18 protein-coding genes are annotated in these 15,063 nt (G+C 37.9%); 14 read left to right on the top strand and 4 right to left on the bottom strand.

Features of this window, described 5'->3' with window-relative positions; all coding sequences use genetic code 11:
* Nucleotide 1: 1 nt before the first annotated feature.
* The 4 genes from ACXAGJ_RS02530 to ACXAGJ_RS02515 form a co-directional block, all read right to left on the bottom strand.
* On the bottom strand, nucleotides 2-934 hold the full coding sequence (locus ACXAGJ_RS02530; protein WP_474836826.1) for a hypothetical protein: 933 nt from the start codon (nucleotides 932-934) through the stop codon (nucleotides 2-4).
* Between the two features lie 68 nt (nucleotides 935-1,002).
* On the bottom strand, nucleotides 1,003-1,818 hold the full coding sequence (locus ACXAGJ_RS02525; protein ID WP_073313912.1) for a hypothetical protein: 816 nt from the start codon (nucleotides 1,816-1,818) through the stop codon (nucleotides 1,003-1,005).
* A 20-nt stretch (nucleotides 1,819-1,838) separates the two neighbouring features.
* The gene (locus ACXAGJ_RS02520) at nucleotides 1,839-2,270 is read right to left on the bottom strand and encodes a hypothetical protein (RefSeq protein ID WP_474836825.1); all 432 of its coding nucleotides are present in this window, start codon (nucleotides 2,268-2,270) and stop codon (nucleotides 1,839-1,841) included.
* 25 nt (nucleotides 2,271-2,295) lie between these two features.
* The gene (locus tag ACXAGJ_RS02515) at nucleotides 2,296-3,168 is read right to left on the bottom strand and encodes a hypothetical protein (protein ID WP_474836824.1); all 873 of its coding nucleotides are present in this window, start codon (nucleotides 3,166-3,168) and stop codon (nucleotides 2,296-2,298) included.
* Nucleotides 3,169-3,605: 437 nt separating this feature from the next.
* On the opposite strand from ACXAGJ_RS02515, the gene ACXAGJ_RS02510 reads away from it, so the two are divergent.
* The 14 genes from ACXAGJ_RS02510 (at nucleotide 3,606) to ACXAGJ_RS02445 (ending at nucleotide 15,060) form a co-directional block, all read left to right on the top strand.
* Nucleotides 3,606-4,427 carry a M48 family metallopeptidase gene (locus ACXAGJ_RS02510; RefSeq protein WP_474836823.1) on the top strand — a complete coding sequence of 274 codons (822 nt, stop codon included), beginning with the start codon at nucleotides 3,606-3,608 and terminating at the stop codon, nucleotides 4,425-4,427.
* Between the two features lie 82 nt (nucleotides 4,428-4,509).
* Nucleotides 4,510-5,832: an MFS transporter gene (locus ACXAGJ_RS02505; RefSeq protein WP_474836821.1), complete on the top strand. Its 1,323-nt coding sequence runs from the start codon at nucleotides 4,510-4,512 to the stop codon at nucleotides 5,830-5,832.
* Nucleotides 5,833-6,010: 178 nt separating this feature from the next.
* Nucleotides 6,011-6,490 carry a lipocalin family protein gene (locus ACXAGJ_RS02500; RefSeq protein ID WP_473279969.1) on the top strand — a complete coding sequence of 160 codons (480 nt, stop codon included), beginning with the start codon at nucleotides 6,011-6,013 and terminating at the stop codon, nucleotides 6,488-6,490.
* 16 nt (nucleotides 6,491-6,506) lie between these two features.
* Nucleotides 6,507-7,199, top strand: a complete 693-nt coding sequence (locus ACXAGJ_RS02495; protein ID WP_474837123.1) for a YiaD family glycine zipper/OmpA-like lipoprotein — start codon at nucleotides 6,507-6,509, stop codon at nucleotides 7,197-7,199.
* Nucleotides 7,200-7,280: 81 nt separating this feature from the next.
* Nucleotides 7,281-8,411 carry an NAD(P)/FAD-dependent oxidoreductase gene (locus ACXAGJ_RS02490; protein ID WP_474836819.1) on the top strand — a complete coding sequence of 377 codons (1,131 nt, stop codon included), beginning with the start codon at nucleotides 7,281-7,283 and terminating at the stop codon, nucleotides 8,409-8,411.
* Nucleotides 8,405-9,127: a methyltransferase domain-containing protein gene (locus ACXAGJ_RS02485; protein WP_474836818.1), complete on the top strand. Its 723-nt coding sequence runs from the start codon at nucleotides 8,405-8,407 to the stop codon at nucleotides 9,125-9,127. The genes ACXAGJ_RS02490 and ACXAGJ_RS02485 overlap by 7 nt, the downstream gene beginning before the upstream one ends.
* A gap of 12 nt (nucleotides 9,128-9,139) precedes the next feature.
* Complete coding sequence (locus tag ACXAGJ_RS02480) at nucleotides 9,140-10,192, top strand: type III polyketide synthase (protein WP_474836816.1); 1,053 nt, start codon at nucleotides 9,140-9,142, stop codon at nucleotides 10,190-10,192.
* Nucleotides 10,193-10,222: 30 nt separating this feature from the next.
* Nucleotides 10,223-11,014, top strand: coding sequence for an SDR family oxidoreductase (locus ACXAGJ_RS02475; protein WP_474836814.1), 792 nt, complete (start codon nucleotides 10,223-10,225; stop codon nucleotides 11,012-11,014).
* Between the two features lie 104 nt (nucleotides 11,015-11,118).
* Nucleotides 11,119-11,604, top strand: coding sequence for a hypothetical protein (locus tag ACXAGJ_RS02470; RefSeq protein ID WP_474836812.1), 486 nt, complete (start codon nucleotides 11,119-11,121; stop codon nucleotides 11,602-11,604).
* 10 nt (nucleotides 11,605-11,614) lie between these two features.
* Entirely contained in the window at nucleotides 11,615-12,061 is a 447-nt protein-coding gene (locus ACXAGJ_RS02465) for a 3-hydroxyacyl-ACP dehydratase FabZ family protein (protein ID WP_474836810.1), read from the top strand.
* Nucleotides 12,058-12,954, top strand: coding sequence for an alpha/beta hydrolase (locus ACXAGJ_RS02460; protein ID WP_474836808.1), 897 nt, complete (start codon nucleotides 12,058-12,060; stop codon nucleotides 12,952-12,954). Before ACXAGJ_RS02465 ends, ACXAGJ_RS02460 begins: the two co-directional genes overlap by 4 nt.
* Nucleotides 12,944-14,227, top strand: a complete 1,284-nt coding sequence (locus ACXAGJ_RS02455) for a beta-ketoacyl-[acyl-carrier-protein] synthase family protein (RefSeq protein WP_474836806.1) — start codon at nucleotides 12,944-12,946, stop codon at nucleotides 14,225-14,227. Before ACXAGJ_RS02460 ends, ACXAGJ_RS02455 begins: the two co-directional genes overlap by 11 nt.
* 27 nt (nucleotides 14,228-14,254) lie before the next feature.
* The gene (locus ACXAGJ_RS02450) at nucleotides 14,255-14,509 is read left to right on the top strand and encodes an acyl carrier protein (RefSeq protein WP_073314444.1); all 255 of its coding nucleotides are present in this window, start codon (nucleotides 14,255-14,257) and stop codon (nucleotides 14,507-14,509) included.
* A complete protein-coding gene (locus ACXAGJ_RS02445; RefSeq protein ID WP_474836804.1) occupies nucleotides 14,506-15,060 on the top strand; it encodes a 4'-phosphopantetheinyl transferase family protein in 555 nt (184 codons plus the stop codon). The genes ACXAGJ_RS02450 and ACXAGJ_RS02445 overlap by 4 nt, the downstream gene beginning before the upstream one ends.
* Nucleotides 15,061-15,063: the final 3 nt, after the last annotated feature.

The raw sequence follows: 15,063 nt of genomic DNA, 5'->3' as shown, positions 1-15,063 counted from the left end.
TTTATGTAGTTACTTTAGTTTTACTGGTTTTACTAGCTTTTGTAGCTCTAGGAGTAGTTGCTTTTGGAGCAACTTCGGTTTCGGTTTCAGGGAAATCAAAATATTTGATATCTCTTACCAAGTCTAGTAAAGGTGAAATCACATTAGATATAAAAATTCTTATATCCTGCATGCTCAGATCAGAAGTGCTCTCAAAAGTTTCCTTAAGTTTCTTTAGAAAATCTATGTCGAAGAATACAGAAAACTTGGCCACTCTGGTTTTGATCGGTTTAACCAATTCTGCATTACTTTTGGTGATTTTCTCGAGATTAGTTTTAAACTTATCACTTTTGATCTCCTCTATCACATCATTGATGTAATCCACATACATCGAATTTCTAAATTCCTTTACATCAATACCCTTTGCGTCGAATACTGCGGCAATCTCCTGGTTCTCGAAAGCATCTTTTGGTTTTGTGATATACCCTTTTAACTCAGTTACTTCGGTGTGTACCGTTTTGATGGGTTCTACATGACCTCTAATCTCAGAGAACTTCTTGTTGATAGAGGAACTAATAGTGTCCAACTTAGCAACGACGGTCTTCTTTACATCTTCATTGGTCGTATCATCTCCAGCTATAGGTTGATCATCCTTTGGCAGATCGTCTTTTGGCTCATCGTCCTTAGGTTTATCTCCAGAAGGATCTGGAGTTTCATCCTTAGGTGGATCTGCAGGAACATCTATAGGTGGATTGGTCACTACAAGCGTTGGTTCCTCTTTTTTGGTCTCTGCGTTTTTTGCAGTAAGCAACTGAAACATCATAGAGAAACTCTTGTTATCACTCATCTTGTCAATCAAAAAAGAAGTGATGATAAAATTATTTTGATCCTCCAGATTGTAGTTCTCAGCGATTATTTTAGGAAAGAGAAACCCTGTCAATAAACTATTTTCCATTGTTATAAGTTTTTAAAAAGGGACTTGATTATAGAATTACTTAAAGCAAGTCCCTTATACGTTAGAAATTATTTGTTCATTGTCATGAGCATTACCAAAGGCAAAAGACTGTCATCACTGCTGTCTCCGTCTTTTTGGCTCATTAATAGTACTAAGGGTAACATCATATCGCTACTTGATGATTTACCAGTGCTTGCATCTCCCATTGTAGTCATCATTGGTAATAACAAACTCATTGTTTGATCAAACTTTACGGTTTTGTTATCTGATTTCTCAACGATAGTATCAGGTCCGGTATCATTGGATCTGATTTCCAGATTCGATTCGTCAAACTTTGGTTTGTTTAGTAAAGAACCTAGCATACTCATGGTTTGCATGTTCTTTAAAACTTTGGTTTGGTTTTTATCTTTTCTGGATAAGTTGCTTACTACATCAGTATATTTACCATCAAGTGATTTGATTGCTTTACCATTGATCAAAGAACTTTTCTTTAAAGAATTCACGTCTTTAGAAATGGCATCTAACGATTTTTTGAATTCGCTTTTGGAGACCACACTGCTATTAGATCGTGGTGATCTCACGCTTTTTCCGTAGTTAGATCTACGTTTTGTTCTTCTAGGGTGTCTAGGTCGAATTCTTCTTCTTCTTCCTCTAAACCCTCGTCGACCTCGTCTTCCTCTACGTCCTCGTCTACGTCGCTCGTCAAAGTCTTCGTCAAAATCCTCTCCCAAGAGATCGTAATCGTCCTCTAACAGATCGTCATCTAACAGGTCATCTTCAAGAAGATCTTCATCATAATAATCATCCTCGAGTAAATCGTCATCAAGGAGATCTTCTATTAAGATATTGTCTTCTAGGTCATAATAATCTTCTATTGTGTACATAATTTTGAAAATTTGAGTTATTAATTTCTAATTCGGTAATGCTTACTGAATTTTTTGTTAGCTGGTGCTACAAATCGGTTGTATTGCGTAAAGTCTGGCACAAAAAATCCTGGTAACCCTTCTCCTTTACAATAGGTGCACATATCATCCTCGCCAAAACATTCTGGGCATGCGCCCAAAGCCTCTGCAAGATCTTCGGTAAGCTCTTGTTCGTCTTCTAGCTCTGCTTTTAGATCTTCGATCATATGGAGCAGCTTGTTTTGTGTTTTTTTGAGTTTGATGATCTTGTTTTTGTACGCCTTATGTGTGTTTTTGGAGGAGGTGGTTTCAGAAAGTGTATCTTCATCATCTTCATCGATATCAGAATGCTCTGCATTCATCAATTCTATCATGTTTAAATACTCTTCCCATTCAGGCTTTTGTTTTTTTAGAAAAGCAATCATTGGATTCATTTTCCCAGGGATTTATGGTTAACGATTAGGCACTATATTCCTCGATTAGTGCTTCGATTCTTTCTTCTCGCTCTTCTGGGTGATTGATTACCAGTTCTCCATAATCATCAACAAGATATTCGTCATCCTCTAACAAATCATTTTCATAGTATTCAGCAATGATACCTTCTGTTAGATAGTTGATTGCCTCAACAGCTTCTAGAAAATCATAATCGCTTTCTGTGATATTTTCTGTTGGAATGTTACCATTGGATCTTCCGAATAACAAGGCTTGAAAACCAGGGCTATTGACTACATTTGATAGTGCTGCTGGAGTATTGTCTTCAAACGACTCTATATCCTCTCTATACCTAGGTCTAACCGGGTTTTGAGCGGCGTATCGGTTTGCAGCTCTAAGCGCATGTCTTCCGGCTCTTCCCAAGGTTCTTCTAGTTTGTCTCCATGCATTTCTCAATTCTGGATTTCTTCTTGATCTTCTTCGGTAAGAACTTCTGTTTCTACGAGGAGATGTTCTTCTTCGTCTACGGCGGGTTTTAAAATCAGGAATTCGGTCTAGTGCCTTAGACCCTGCACCTGCAAGATTTCCAGCTAGTCCACCAATCATTCCCCCCAATTGTGGCACACCATAAGCTGCACCTACCGCAGTACCTACGGGCTGAGCAACCTTAGAGACAACTTTTAATGCACCTGATCCTACTTTTTTGGCGAAGTTTCCGATTTTCTTCCAGAAACTTTCTGCTTGTTCAGGAGTCATTTCACTTACTGTTTCAATCAAAAAATCATCGATCTCTTCTGTAGTAGATTCTCCTACTTCTGGTTGAAAAATGTAGCGGACTGCATCATAAAAGTCTTCTTCACTAAAAGACTCTCCATGATATACTTCTTGATATAAACTCATAATACAATTCATTAAATGTTAATACTGAAATTCTGTTGTACCCCAAATTGTGCACCATTTGGATACTTCAAATTTCTATAAGATGCATCGATATTTTGGGAGTCAAAAAGCGGTTTTTGAGATGTGTAAATCACGGAAAGTTAAAGGAGTAAAACACTTGAAAAATTTCAAGTAAACAACTGTAAATAAATGAGTTAATACACTTTTGTTAAACCGTATTTTAGCGGATTTTGATTGTGGTAAAACCTTAGTGGAGTTGTATAAAAGTGATATTTTGTTTTGAGTGAAAAATGCAAAAAATAGGCTGTATGCACGTCAAAAAGTGTATCTCAACGATAGATTGATACTTTTATCGAAGGAATGGTATAAAAATATAAGGATATGTAAAGTGAAGAGTAGAGATTTTCGTAATTTTATATTTCAAAATTGTATGAATCATGAATACTAGAAAATCTATAGTTTTTTTAGGCACAATACTGATGTTTTTATCTTGTGCTACGAATCCTTTTACCGGTAAAAAGACACTAGCCTTGGTACCAAATTCGCAAATATTGCCCATGGCTTTTCAACAATACAATCAGTTTTTGGGTGAAAATAAGGTGGTAAAAGGTACTTCTGATGCGGAAATGATAAAGCGAGTAGGACAAAGAATAGCAAAAGCTTCAGAACGTTGGTTAAATGCCAACGGTTATGCGGGGTATTTAAAAGACTATCAATGGGAATATAACTTGGTAGATGATAAAACCGTTAATGCATGGTGTATGCCAGGAGGAAAAATAGTGTTTTATACAGGAATTCTTCCTATTGCCAAGAATGAAACTGGTATTGCAGCGATAATGGGCCACGAAGTAGCTCATGCATTGGCTAATCACGGTCAGCAACGTATGAGTGCAGGGCAGTTACAGCAAGTAGCAGGTGCTGCTACAGCGGTAGCCATAAGTGGAAAGGACGAACAAACGCAACAAATCGTGGGTACAGCCTTTGGGTTAGGTAGTCAGTTTGGTGTGATGCTTCCTTTCAGTAGAAGTCATGAGACAGAAGCAGATCGCATTGGAATACAATTGATGGCCATTGCCGGATATAACCCAGATGAAGCCGCAAATCTTTGGAGACGTATGAAAGCCAATAGTGGAGGACAAGCACCACCAGAATTTATGAGTACACACCCTTCTAGTGATACTCGAATTGCAAACCTTACCGCATGGGCACCTGAGGCCAGAGCGGAAGCCAAGAAATTTGGGGTAACCACGTTTAAATAATTGTTAAGTACACCAACTTACAAAGATTATACTTATTTTAGGAGCTGTTCTGAACCTTTTCAGAACAGTTTTTTTATATTATATGAGCAAATCACTACCCAAAGGACACAAGAAATTACTCAACGCCTGGGCTTTTTATGACTGGGCAAATTCGGTTTATAACCTTACGATATCTTCAGCCATCTTTCCCATCTTTTGGGGAGCACTAACGATTGTACGAGATGATGAAGACAATATCATTAGTGATACTGTACGCTTTTTGGGGATTGATTTTAATAATGATTCTCTGATAAGCTATGTAACGGCATTAGCCTTTCTTACAGTATCATTGATCAGTCCACTTTTATCTGGTATAGCAGATTATGTAGGGAACAAAAAGAATTTCTTAAAATTCTTTTGCTACCTGGGAGCAGTATCTTGTATCGGCTTGTATTGGTTTTCTTTAGAAGATCTATGGTTTGGGTTATTGTGCTATTATCTGGCGCTGATAGGTTTTTGGGCAAGTTTGGTATTTTACAATTCGTATTTGCCAGATATTGCTTATCCCGAACAGCAGGATGCCATAAGTGCAAAAGGATATTCTTTGGGATATATAGGAAGTGTACTATTATTGATCATTAATTTGATCATGATTTTGAAGTATGAGTGGTTCGGTTTTGAGGACGAAGGTTTCCCAACAAGATTATCCTTTGTTATGGTAGGAGTGTGGTGGATCGTTTTTAGCCAGTACACCTACTATTATTTGCCCAAAGGAAACAAGAAAGCTGAACTTACCAAATCGTTGGTTTTTAATGGTTTTAAAGAATTAAAAATGATCTGGAATGCTCTTAAGAGTGATTTGAGACTTAGAAGATATCTCACCGCCTTTTTTGTGTACAGTATGGCTGTACAAACAATCATGCTGATTGCTACCTATTTTGGTATCGAAGAATTAGATTGGGGAGAGCAAAATGCAACAACCGGACTTATCATAAGTATTCTACTCATTCAATTGGTAGCGGTATTGGGAGCGTTCTTAACTTCTAAAGCTTCAGCAAAGTTTGGAAATATCAAGACCATTATAGTGATTAACTTTATCTGGATCGGGATCTGTATTTATGCGTATACGATTACTACTCCTATGCAATTTTACATAGCAGCAGCCATTGTTGGTATGGTGATGGGAGGGATACAAGCACTTTCTAGATCTACCTATTCTAAGTTCTTGCCAAAAGATGCTGTAGATACCACTTCTTATTTTAGTTTTTATGACGTTTCAGAAAAGATTGGGATTGTAATTGGTATGTTTTCGTATGGATTGATAGCGCAATTAACAGGGAGTATCCGATATTCTATCTTGTTTTTGATTCTGTTTTTTGCCGTTGGACTTATCTTATTATTTAGAGTTCCGAAACAAGAGATATAAAGGAAAAGTTAAATATTTTATAAAGGGATAAAGTAGTGCTACGTTTATCCTTTTTTTGTGTCCTTTGTCTAAATTATACTATTAAATGGCAGAAGAAGAGCCCATGTCATTTTGAAATATAATAATATTGGAAACGTTATCGTTTATAGCTACTTTTATATTAATAAAATCTAACATAATGAAAAAACTTATCTTATTAGTGGCAGTAGTAATTTTTGCGTCTTGTAGCCCAACGCAAAAAACCGTTATCTCTGCTAAAAAAACTCTTAAAGGAGAATGGTCATTGGATAAAATCTCTTACGATAGAGACGGAATCTTTGATGTTACCCTTTATAACGATGCCTCTGCAGAATGTTTTACCGGAAGTACCTGGAAATTTATTCCAAATAATAATACAGGTAAATACGAAGTGAATCAAAGTAGTTGTACTTCTACAGGAGCAAGAAACTTTAGGTTTACTATTCCAAAGCCTGAGGCGGATGGTACATACTATTTCTTATTCAAACCTATTAATGAGAAAAAGAAAAGTACCAATAACAATGCTGGATACAGAATGGCATTACAGCATCTGGATGATGCAACTATGACTTGGGCCATGACAGTAAGTCTAGAAGGGAAGCCTTTTGTAATTACGATGAACTTTAATAAACTTCAATAACTCAAATCTTTAAATGATGAATACAAATCTTAAAAAAATAGGTGTTATTCTAACTGCAGCAACCATGCTAGTAAGTTGTGAAGCTGTGCAAAATGCAAATAACACACAAAAAGGGGCAGTTATTGGTACTGCTGCGGGAGCCGTGATTGGTGGAATTATTGGTAACAATGTGAAAAAGAAAAACTCTGCACTAGGAGCGGTAATCGGTGGTGTAGTAGGTGGTGTAGCCGGTGGTGTTATTGGTAAGCAGATGGATAAGCAAGCACAGAAAATCGAATCTGAAATTCCAGGAGCAGAAGTAACCAGAGTAGGAGAAGGGATCGATGTTGTATTTGATGAAAATAGTGGGGTGTATTTTGCAACAAACAAATATGACCTAAATGCTAAGTCTAAAGCAAACCTAAATAAATTAGCGGGAATCTTTAAAGAATATCCGGATACCAATATTATAGTTGAAGGACACACAGATAGTACGGGGAATGATAGCTATAATATGACACTGTCTAAAAACAGAGCTGATGCGGTAACTAACTATCTGATTGCTCAAGGAATTAGCGCTAGTCGTTTGACTACATATGCACATGGAGAAACCTTGCCAAAGTATGACAACGCTACTGCAGAAGGTAGAGCAAAAAACAGAAGAGTAGAGTTGGGTATTGTTGCCAACGAGAAGATGAAGAGGGACGCTCAACAACAAGTAAAACAATAAGTATTATTGTAATACAAACACAATCACCCCGACTATCAAGTCGGGGTTTTTTTATGCTTAAATTTTATGTATCTTGATGTGATGAATAAGCATTCACGCGTACTTATTATAGGGGGAGGGTTAGCAGGACTAGTTAGTGCTATTCATCTCGCACAACAAAAAGTGCAAGTGCTTTTAATAGAGAAAGATACCTATCCCAGACATAAGGTGTGTGGGGAATACATCTCCAACGAAGTTGTTCCTTATTTCAAGGATTTAAACCTCGAATTAGCTCATTTGCATCCCGTAGATATTTCAAAATTTGTCATTTCTACCCAAAAAGGGAACCTTATCCGCAGTCAATTACCACTAGGTGGTTTTGGGATTAGCCGACATGCTTTGGATCATTATTTATGGCAAAAAGCAGAACAGCTAGGAGTTACTTTGGTTACCGATATCGTGACTAATGTAGAATTTACAGAGCATCTGTTTGAAGTGTCTACCCAAAATGGAGCAGTATTTACATCCGATTTTGTTATTGGAGCCTATGGAAAACGCTCATCACTGGATGGTACATTGGATAGAAAATGGAGCACCAATGAATCTTCTTGGCTAGCCGTAAAAATGCATTACAAAGCTTCGTTTGATCCGCAAACCGTGGCTTTGCATAATTTTGATGGAGGCTATTGCGGGCTATCTATGGTAGAAAATGAAACAGTTAATGCATGTTATTTGGCATCCTATCAAAGTTTTAAAAAATATCGGGATGTGGAAGCCTTTCAGGAAAAAGTGCTAAATAAAAATCCTTATTTACAAGCCTTTTTTGCAGAGGCAACACCTATGTTTAAAAAGCCTATTACGATAGCTCAGGTTAATTTTGCCAAGAAAAAACCTATAGAACAGCATATTTTTATGGCAGGAGATGCTGCAGGCCTTATTCACCCGCTATGCGGTAACGGGATGGCAATGGCCATACAAAGCGCACGAATATTAGCAGAATTATTGATCAAAAGTGACCAGAAAGTCTCTAATAATACTCGATTATTACTAGAAAAACAATACGAGCAAGAATGGCAATCCCTATTTTCCCGAAGATTGTATATGGGTAGAATGCTACAGCGGGTGTTACTCAATTCGAGTTTGCAACAAGTTTCTTATGGAATAGCATCTGCAATTCCTTCTATCGTGCCTCGAATCATAAAACAAACTCATGGATCTCCGATAATATGCTAGTGGACTTAACACATAGAAGCAATGAAGAAGAATTGATGGATCAGCCTGATGTAAAGGAGGTAGATCTACAAGTAGCTTTGGCAGATATAGCGAGGGTAAATCGTTGGTTGGGAGGAAATGAGATTACCATAAAAGCAGTTAGAAAACTGCTTAAAAATCGAGATAAAGAACAGGAATATACCATTTTGGATTTGGGATGTGGTAACGGGGATATGCTGCGACAACTTGCAGATGATTTCAGAAAAAAAGGATGGAAAGGAAAGTTTATTGGTGTTGATCTTAATGAAATGGGCTTGGACCAAGCCAAAGCGTTAAGTACAGCGTATCCAGAAATCCAATTTGCTAAAAAGGACATCATCACTTTGGATGCTACTGATTTTTCGTGCCATATTGTGATTTGTACCCTTACATTACATCATCTTTCTTGTGAAGATATCGTAAAATGTATGGAGAATAGTATCGGGTTAGCAGCTATTGGTGTTGTGATCAATGATCTGCATCGAAGTGCGTTGGCGTATTACCTTTTTAAGCTGTTTAGTTTTTTCTTTATCAAAGGTCATATTGCCAAAAATGATGGATTAGTATCCATAAAAAGAGGATTTACCAAATTAGAATTAAATGAGTATGCACAACAACTATCGACATCTAATTCTGATATCGGTTGGAAATGGGCATTTCGATATAAATGGATAGTAAACACCCAAAATAATAATTAAAAGTAAGGAAAGTTGAGTGTAAGGATTACAACAGTTACCAAGCAATTGCCACAGTTTATGAGAGAGACCAAGGATATTGTTCCTTTTGTCTCCCAATGGTTATCGGGGCAAGAAGATCGTTTCAGGCGTAAAGTGATTAAAATCTTCGAGAATGCCGCTGTGGACAGACGCTATGGCATTATGAGCATCGAAGAAGTGTTTCAAGCCACTTCTTTTGAAGAGAAAAACGATATCTATGTTCGAGAAGTAAAGAAGTTAGGGAAAGAGGTATTGCAAAAGGCATTGACTCAAGCCGAATGGGATCCTACCTCTTTGGATTATATAATTACGGTGAGTTGCACCGGGATTATGATTCCGTCTCTGGATGCCTATATCATAAATGATCTGAAACTACGCCAAGACATTATTCGTTTGCCGGTTACCGAAATGGGATGTGCTGCAGGAGTATCAGGTATTATCTATGCCAGAAACTTTTTAAGAGCCAATCCGGGGAAACGAGCAGCTGTAATTGCTATCGAATCACCTACGGCTACCTTTCAGTTAGATGACTTTAGCATGACCAATATGGTAAGTGCAGCTATTTTTGGAGATGGTGCCGCTTGTGCTTTGCTATCTTCAGAAGATGATGCAAACGGACCAAAAATTGTTGGCGATGAGATGTATCATTTTTATGATGCTTCGAATATGATGGGGTTTAAACTGACCAATGGTGGATTGCAAATGGTTTTAGATCCCGAAGTTCCTGCCAAAATTGCTACACATTTTCCTGATATCATTCATCCTTTCTTAAAAAAGCACAATACCACTATAGAAGAAGTAGATCATTTAATTTTTCATCCGGGCGGAAAGAAAATTGTACAAACGGTAGAAGAGCTTTTTGGACATTTAGGTAAAAATATTGATGATACGAAGCATGTTTTAAAAGAATACGGAAATATGAGTAGTGCTACAGTGCTGTATGTGTTGGAGCGTTTTATGGAACGAAATCCAAAACAAGGAGAAACAGGATTGATGCTCAGTTTTGGTCCTGGATTTTCGGCACAGCGTATTTTATTAGAATGGTAATAACTGTTAATATAACTCCAAAAATTACGAATGCATAAAGATTTTGAAGATAAAGGATATTGGGCGCTTATTTTGGGCGGAAGTACAGGGCTTGGATTGGCTACGGCACAAAAATTAGCCCGGCATGGGATGAACGTTATTATTGTGCATCGTAATAGCCGAAGCGAACAACAGCAAATTCAAGCAGGTTTTGATACGATTCGGAAAGAAAATGTGCAGTTTGAGGCTTTTAATGTAGATCTACTGAAACCAGAAAAGCGAGCGGAAGTTGTTGTTAAGATCAAAGAACGTATTCAAAACGGAAAAATAAAAACATTGATCCATAGCATTGCCAAAGGGAATTTGAAACCCATGAATGCTGCCGAATATACTTTGCAGAACGATGATTTCAGATTAACGATCAATGCCATGGGAATCAGCCTTTACGATTGGGTGAAAGCTTGTTTTGATGCTCAGATATTTACAGAGGATACTCGAATTATTTCCTTTACCAGTGAGGGGAATACCAAAGCATGGAAGAATTATGCGGCCGTTTCTGCAGCCAAAGTAACACTAGAGGCCATTACACGAAGCATCGCACTAGAATTTGCTCCTTATGGGATTAGAGCCAACTGTCTACAGCCCGGAGCGGTAGATACCAAATCCTTACGTATGATACCTGGACATGAAGATATTATTTCGCACAGCATACAACGTAATCCTTTCGATCGATTAACACAACCCGAAGATGTAGCCAATGCGGTGTATTTATTATGTCGTGATGAGGCATCCTGGATTAATGGATGTATAATTCCCGTTAATGGAGGAGAACATTTGTCCTAAAGGACAAAGACTAAAAATAAGTTAAATAGCAATGTTAGCGCTACAAAAACTAGTACTTTAAATCACTAATATGATTTTGGACTATGGGACTAAAAATCACACTTATGAAAAAGATATTCATTTTAGGATTTCCTTTATTGATCTACCTGATGGCATGCAGTGATGATAACGAAGTAATGCAGGCGGATAATCCTATTATAGATGAGAATGCTTTGGCAGAGATTGTAAGCGTTGCTGTGAGTGGACAAGAAAATCAATATACTTTTAGTATTGGGATTAAGAGTCCAGATACGGGTTGTAATCAATATGCAGATTGGTGGGAGGTGGTTTCTGAAGATGAAACCTTGATATATCGTAGAGTTTTGGCGCATAGTCATGTTAATGAACAACCTTTTGTTCGATCCGGAGGTGCAGTGAATATTAGCAAGGATCAATCTGTTTATGTACGAGCACATATGAATACCAGTGGTTATGGTACTGTAGTATACAAAGGAACGGTTACCGGTGGTTTTGAAAAGGCCAATTTGGATAAAGAGTTTGCTAGTGCGGCAGAAGACCAAGAGCCATTGCCAACAGAATGTGCATTTTAAAAGAAAGTTAGTGATTAGAGAAGATATTATTAAAGAGTTGCCTTATGACAAACCTTTTATGTTTGTCGACGAGATTTTAGAGCTCGATGACGATCATATAAAAGGGGCGTATACCTTTAAGAAGGATGAATATTTCTACGAAGGCCATTTTAAGGGCAATCCTGTTACTCCGGGAGTAATTCTTACCGAGTGCATGGCACAAATTGGGATGGCCTGTTTTGGGATTCATTTGTTGGGAGAGCATTGGAGTAAAGATGAAATAGCTGTAGCTATGACCAGCAATGAAATGAATTTCTATAAACCTGTCTTTCCGGGAGAAAAAGTGATTGTGGTTTCAGAAAAGGTGTATTTCCGATTTCAAAAGCTAAAATGCAATGTCGCTATGTATAACCTAGATAATCAGGTGATAGCTAAAGGAGTGATTTCGGGAGTTTCATTCAAAAAAGATAGTGTATGAGTTTAGGATATCGATTGGTAAAATTATTCTTAAAACTAACTGGAGAAAAGAAATCCTGGTCCAAAGATCCCATTGATTACATCACAAAACGCAAAAAAGATATTCATGCACCTGGTAAGTTATTGCTGTCAGGGTCTTCTGTGGAAAGTAAACAAATCGATAGAAGTAAAGTTACTAAGCTCCATCCTAAGAAGAAGAATTCTGGAGTTTTACTGATTTATTGCCATGGGGGAGCCTTTGTTTATGGACCTACCCGAGAAAATTGGGTGTTTTTGAATAAACTCGCCAAGCAAACGCATTCTGAAGCCTGGATGATTGATTATCCCAAAGCACCAGAGCATACCATTGATTCGATTACAGAAAATGTATATCAAGTCTATCTAGAAGCGACTAAGCACTACGATCCTTCCAAAATCATTCTTCTAGGAGATTCTGCAGGAGGGAGTTTGATCATTACCTTGGCGCAGCGTCTAGTAAAAGAAAGTAAACCTTTGCCTAATCGAATCATTCCGATTACTCCAGTCGTGGATGCGGGCGTCACTAACCCTGATATTGTAAAGATCGATCTTATAGATCCGATTTTAAGTATCAATGGAGTGCGATCCGCGAACGAAATGTGTGTAGGACACTTATCACTTAAAGACCCTCTAATTTCACCTTTGTATGGAGAACTGTCTGGTTTACCTCCAATGCATGTGTTTAGTGCTACAGATGATATATTGACTCCGGATCAGTTGATATTTATCGAAAAAGTGAAAGAAACGAATACCCAAATAGAAGTGATTGAGGGAAAAGGAATGCCACATGTATGGCCGATATTACCTGTAATGCCCGAAGCGAAACAAGGAATACAACAAATCGTTTCCATAATCCAAGGAGCTCATGTCGAATAAAAAACGTGTTGTAATTACCGGATTAGGGGTTGTTGCTCCAAATGGAATGAACGTTTCAGAATTTGATACTGCCATACAAAACGGGACAAGTGGTATAGCTTATCACGAAGAATTAAATCAATTGAAATTTTCATGTCAAATTGCTGGTAAACCGAATTATAGTAATGATTATTTAAATAATTACTTTAGTCAATTACAACAAAAAGGATTAAAAGCTTCGGGTATGGAATACGGAGTGATTGCTGGGCTGGATGCGTGGAAAGATGCCCAATTATCCTTACCAGATGCCGATGATGCACCCCGATGGAATATGGGTGTAATTTTTGGAACGGGAATCCTGGGCGTAGATAAATTTCGGGATGCTATTTACAAGGTAGACGAAGGCAAAGTAAGACGCTTGGGGAGTACCACCGTGATACAAACTATGGCGAGTGGTATAAGTGCGTGGTTAGGAGGGGTATTAGGTTGCGGCAATGTGGTCACTACCAATTCTTCGGCTTGTAGTACGGGAACTGAGGCTATTTTGATGGCCTATGATCGAATAATGATAGGCAAAGCCGATATTATTCTTGCCGGGAGTACCAGCGATAGTGGACCTTATGTATGGGGCGGTTTTGATGCGATGCGCATCTTACCCTACAAATACAACGATGATCCTACGCAAGCCTCACGACCAATGAGCGCTACCGCAAGTGGTTTTGTGCCAGGAAGTGGAGCAGGAGCATTGGTGATAGAGAGTTTGGAAAGTGCTCAAAAAAGAGGCGCTAAGATTTATGCCGAGATTTTGGGAGGTCATGTTAACAGTGGTGGACAACGCAAAGAGGGGAGTATGACCGCACCCAATAGTGAAGCCGTACAGCATTGTATTGGTAAAGCTTTAGAGCAATCTGGAGTAAATCCGGGAGAAGTAGATGCTATTAATGGGCATCTCACGGCTACAACCAAAGATGTTACCGAAATCTATAATTGGACACAGGCTCTAGATAGATCAGGAAAGAACTTTCCCTATATCAATTCGTTAAAAAGCATGGTAGGACATTGTCTGGCAGCATCAGGGAGTATAGAAAGTGTAGCCACGGTGCTTCAATTGCATCATGGATATGTTTTTGGTAATGTAAATTGTGATGATTTGCATCCGGAGATTGCTGAGCTTATTGATCATCAATCTGTTCCTACCGAAACCCTCAAAATAGCACCAAATATTGTTGCCAAAGCCAGTTTTGGATTTGGAGATGTCAATGCATGTGTTATCTTTAAAAAATATAGTACTTAAATGGGATCATTACCCAAAACCAATTTTATGACAAAAGAAGAATTATTAGCTAAACTGAAGACTATTATCACCCCATACGTTCAAAATCAAGAAGGTTTGGAAGCCCTGCATGAGGATACCGATTTTATTAAAGATTTAGAGATCAATTCGGCAAATCTGGTGGATGTGGTGTTGGATGTTGAAGATGAATTTGATATTGAAATAGATAATGAAGCTATGGAGAAAATGATTACCGTAAAAGACTCTATTGCGGTAATAGAAAGTAAACTAGCCAGTAAATGATAGGAAACGATATTGTTGATCTCCATTTGGCCAAAACACAAAGCAATTGGCAACGTAAAGGATGGTTAGAAAAGCTATTCACCGAGGATGAGCAATATCATATTTTAGGTACTGAAGACCCGGAACTGGAAGTTTGGAGATTATGGAGTAAAAAAGAAGCAGTTTACAAAGCACATCAAAGACGCTTCTCTTTAGCTCCGAAATTTAATCCTAGGTCGTATCAATGTCAGGGAGAAACTGTTGGAATTGATGAGTATATATATCATACGAACACTACTGTATATCAAGATAAAGTGTACTCTATAGCTACCACAGATCAGCAAACCTATTTTACTCAAATCGTGAATCAAGGAGCTTCAGTAAAGGAGGAATTAAAAAGCTATTTGTCTCAAGAATATAGGGTGAAACCTGATGATATTGACTTTGTCAAGAATGATAATGGGGTTCCTTATATCACCATTTTAGATCGATTGATCGATATTCCTATTTCATTAACTCACCATGGGGATTTTTCTGCCTTTATGATTGGATTAAGACGAGAATTAAAGTAAGTT

The sequence above is a fragment of the Aquimarina sp. AWH4_224 genome (assembly GCF_056160245.1).
Note: the sequence above shows the minus strand (reverse complement) of the source record. Positions and strands in the feature narration are given on the sequence as shown.

Bases quoted from the DNA above. Each gene is read 5' to 3' on its own strand.
- ACXAGJ_RS02475 (WP_474836814.1), top strand. From the start codon at position 10,223: ATGCATAAAGATTTTGAAGATAAAGGATATTGGGCGCTTATTTTGGGC.
- ACXAGJ_RS02470 (WP_474836812.1), top strand. From the start codon at position 11,119: ATGAAAAAGATATTCATTTTAGGATTTCCTTTATTGATCTACCTGATG.
- ACXAGJ_RS02455 (WP_474836806.1), top strand. From the start codon at position 12,944: ATGTCGAATAAAAAACGTGTTGTAATTACCGGATTAGGGGTTGTTGCT.
- ACXAGJ_RS02500 (WP_473279969.1), top strand. From the start codon at position 6,011: ATGAAAAAACTTATCTTATTAGTGGCAGTAGTAATTTTTGCGTCTTGT.
- ACXAGJ_RS02445 (WP_474836804.1), top strand. From the start codon at position 14,506: ATGATAGGAAACGATATTGTTGATCTCCATTTGGCCAAAACACAAAGC.
- ACXAGJ_RS02515 (WP_474836824.1), bottom strand. From the start codon at position 3,168: ATGAGTTTATATCAAGAAGTATATCATGGAGAGTCTTTTAGTGAAGAA.
- ACXAGJ_RS02490 (WP_474836819.1), top strand. From the start codon at position 7,281: ATGAATAAGCATTCACGCGTACTTATTATAGGGGGAGGGTTAGCAGGA.
- ACXAGJ_RS02485 (WP_474836818.1), top strand. From the start codon at position 8,405: ATGCTAGTGGACTTAACACATAGAAGCAATGAAGAAGAATTGATGGAT.
- ACXAGJ_RS02510 (WP_474836823.1), top strand. From the start codon at position 3,606: ATGAATACTAGAAAATCTATAGTTTTTTTAGGCACAATACTGATGTTT.
- ACXAGJ_RS02525 (WP_073313912.1), bottom strand. From the start codon at position 1,818: ATGTACACAATAGAAGATTATTATGACCTAGAAGACAATATCTTAATA.
- ACXAGJ_RS02505 (WP_474836821.1), top strand. From the start codon at position 4,510: ATGAGCAAATCACTACCCAAAGGACACAAGAAATTACTCAACGCCTGG.
- ACXAGJ_RS02450 (WP_073314444.1), top strand. From the start codon at position 14,255: ATGACAAAAGAAGAATTATTAGCTAAACTGAAGACTATTATCACCCCA.
- ACXAGJ_RS02460 (WP_474836808.1), top strand. From the start codon at position 12,058: ATGAGTTTAGGATATCGATTGGTAAAATTATTCTTAAAACTAACTGGA.
- ACXAGJ_RS02495 (WP_474837123.1), top strand. From the start codon at position 6,507: ATGAATACAAATCTTAAAAAAATAGGTGTTATTCTAACTGCAGCAACC.
- ACXAGJ_RS02530 (WP_474836826.1), bottom strand. From the start codon at position 934: ATGGAAAATAGTTTATTGACAGGGTTTCTCTTTCCTAAAATAATCGCT.
- ACXAGJ_RS02520 (WP_474836825.1), bottom strand. From the start codon at position 2,270: ATGAATCCAATGATTGCTTTTCTAAAAAAACAAAAGCCTGAATGGGAA.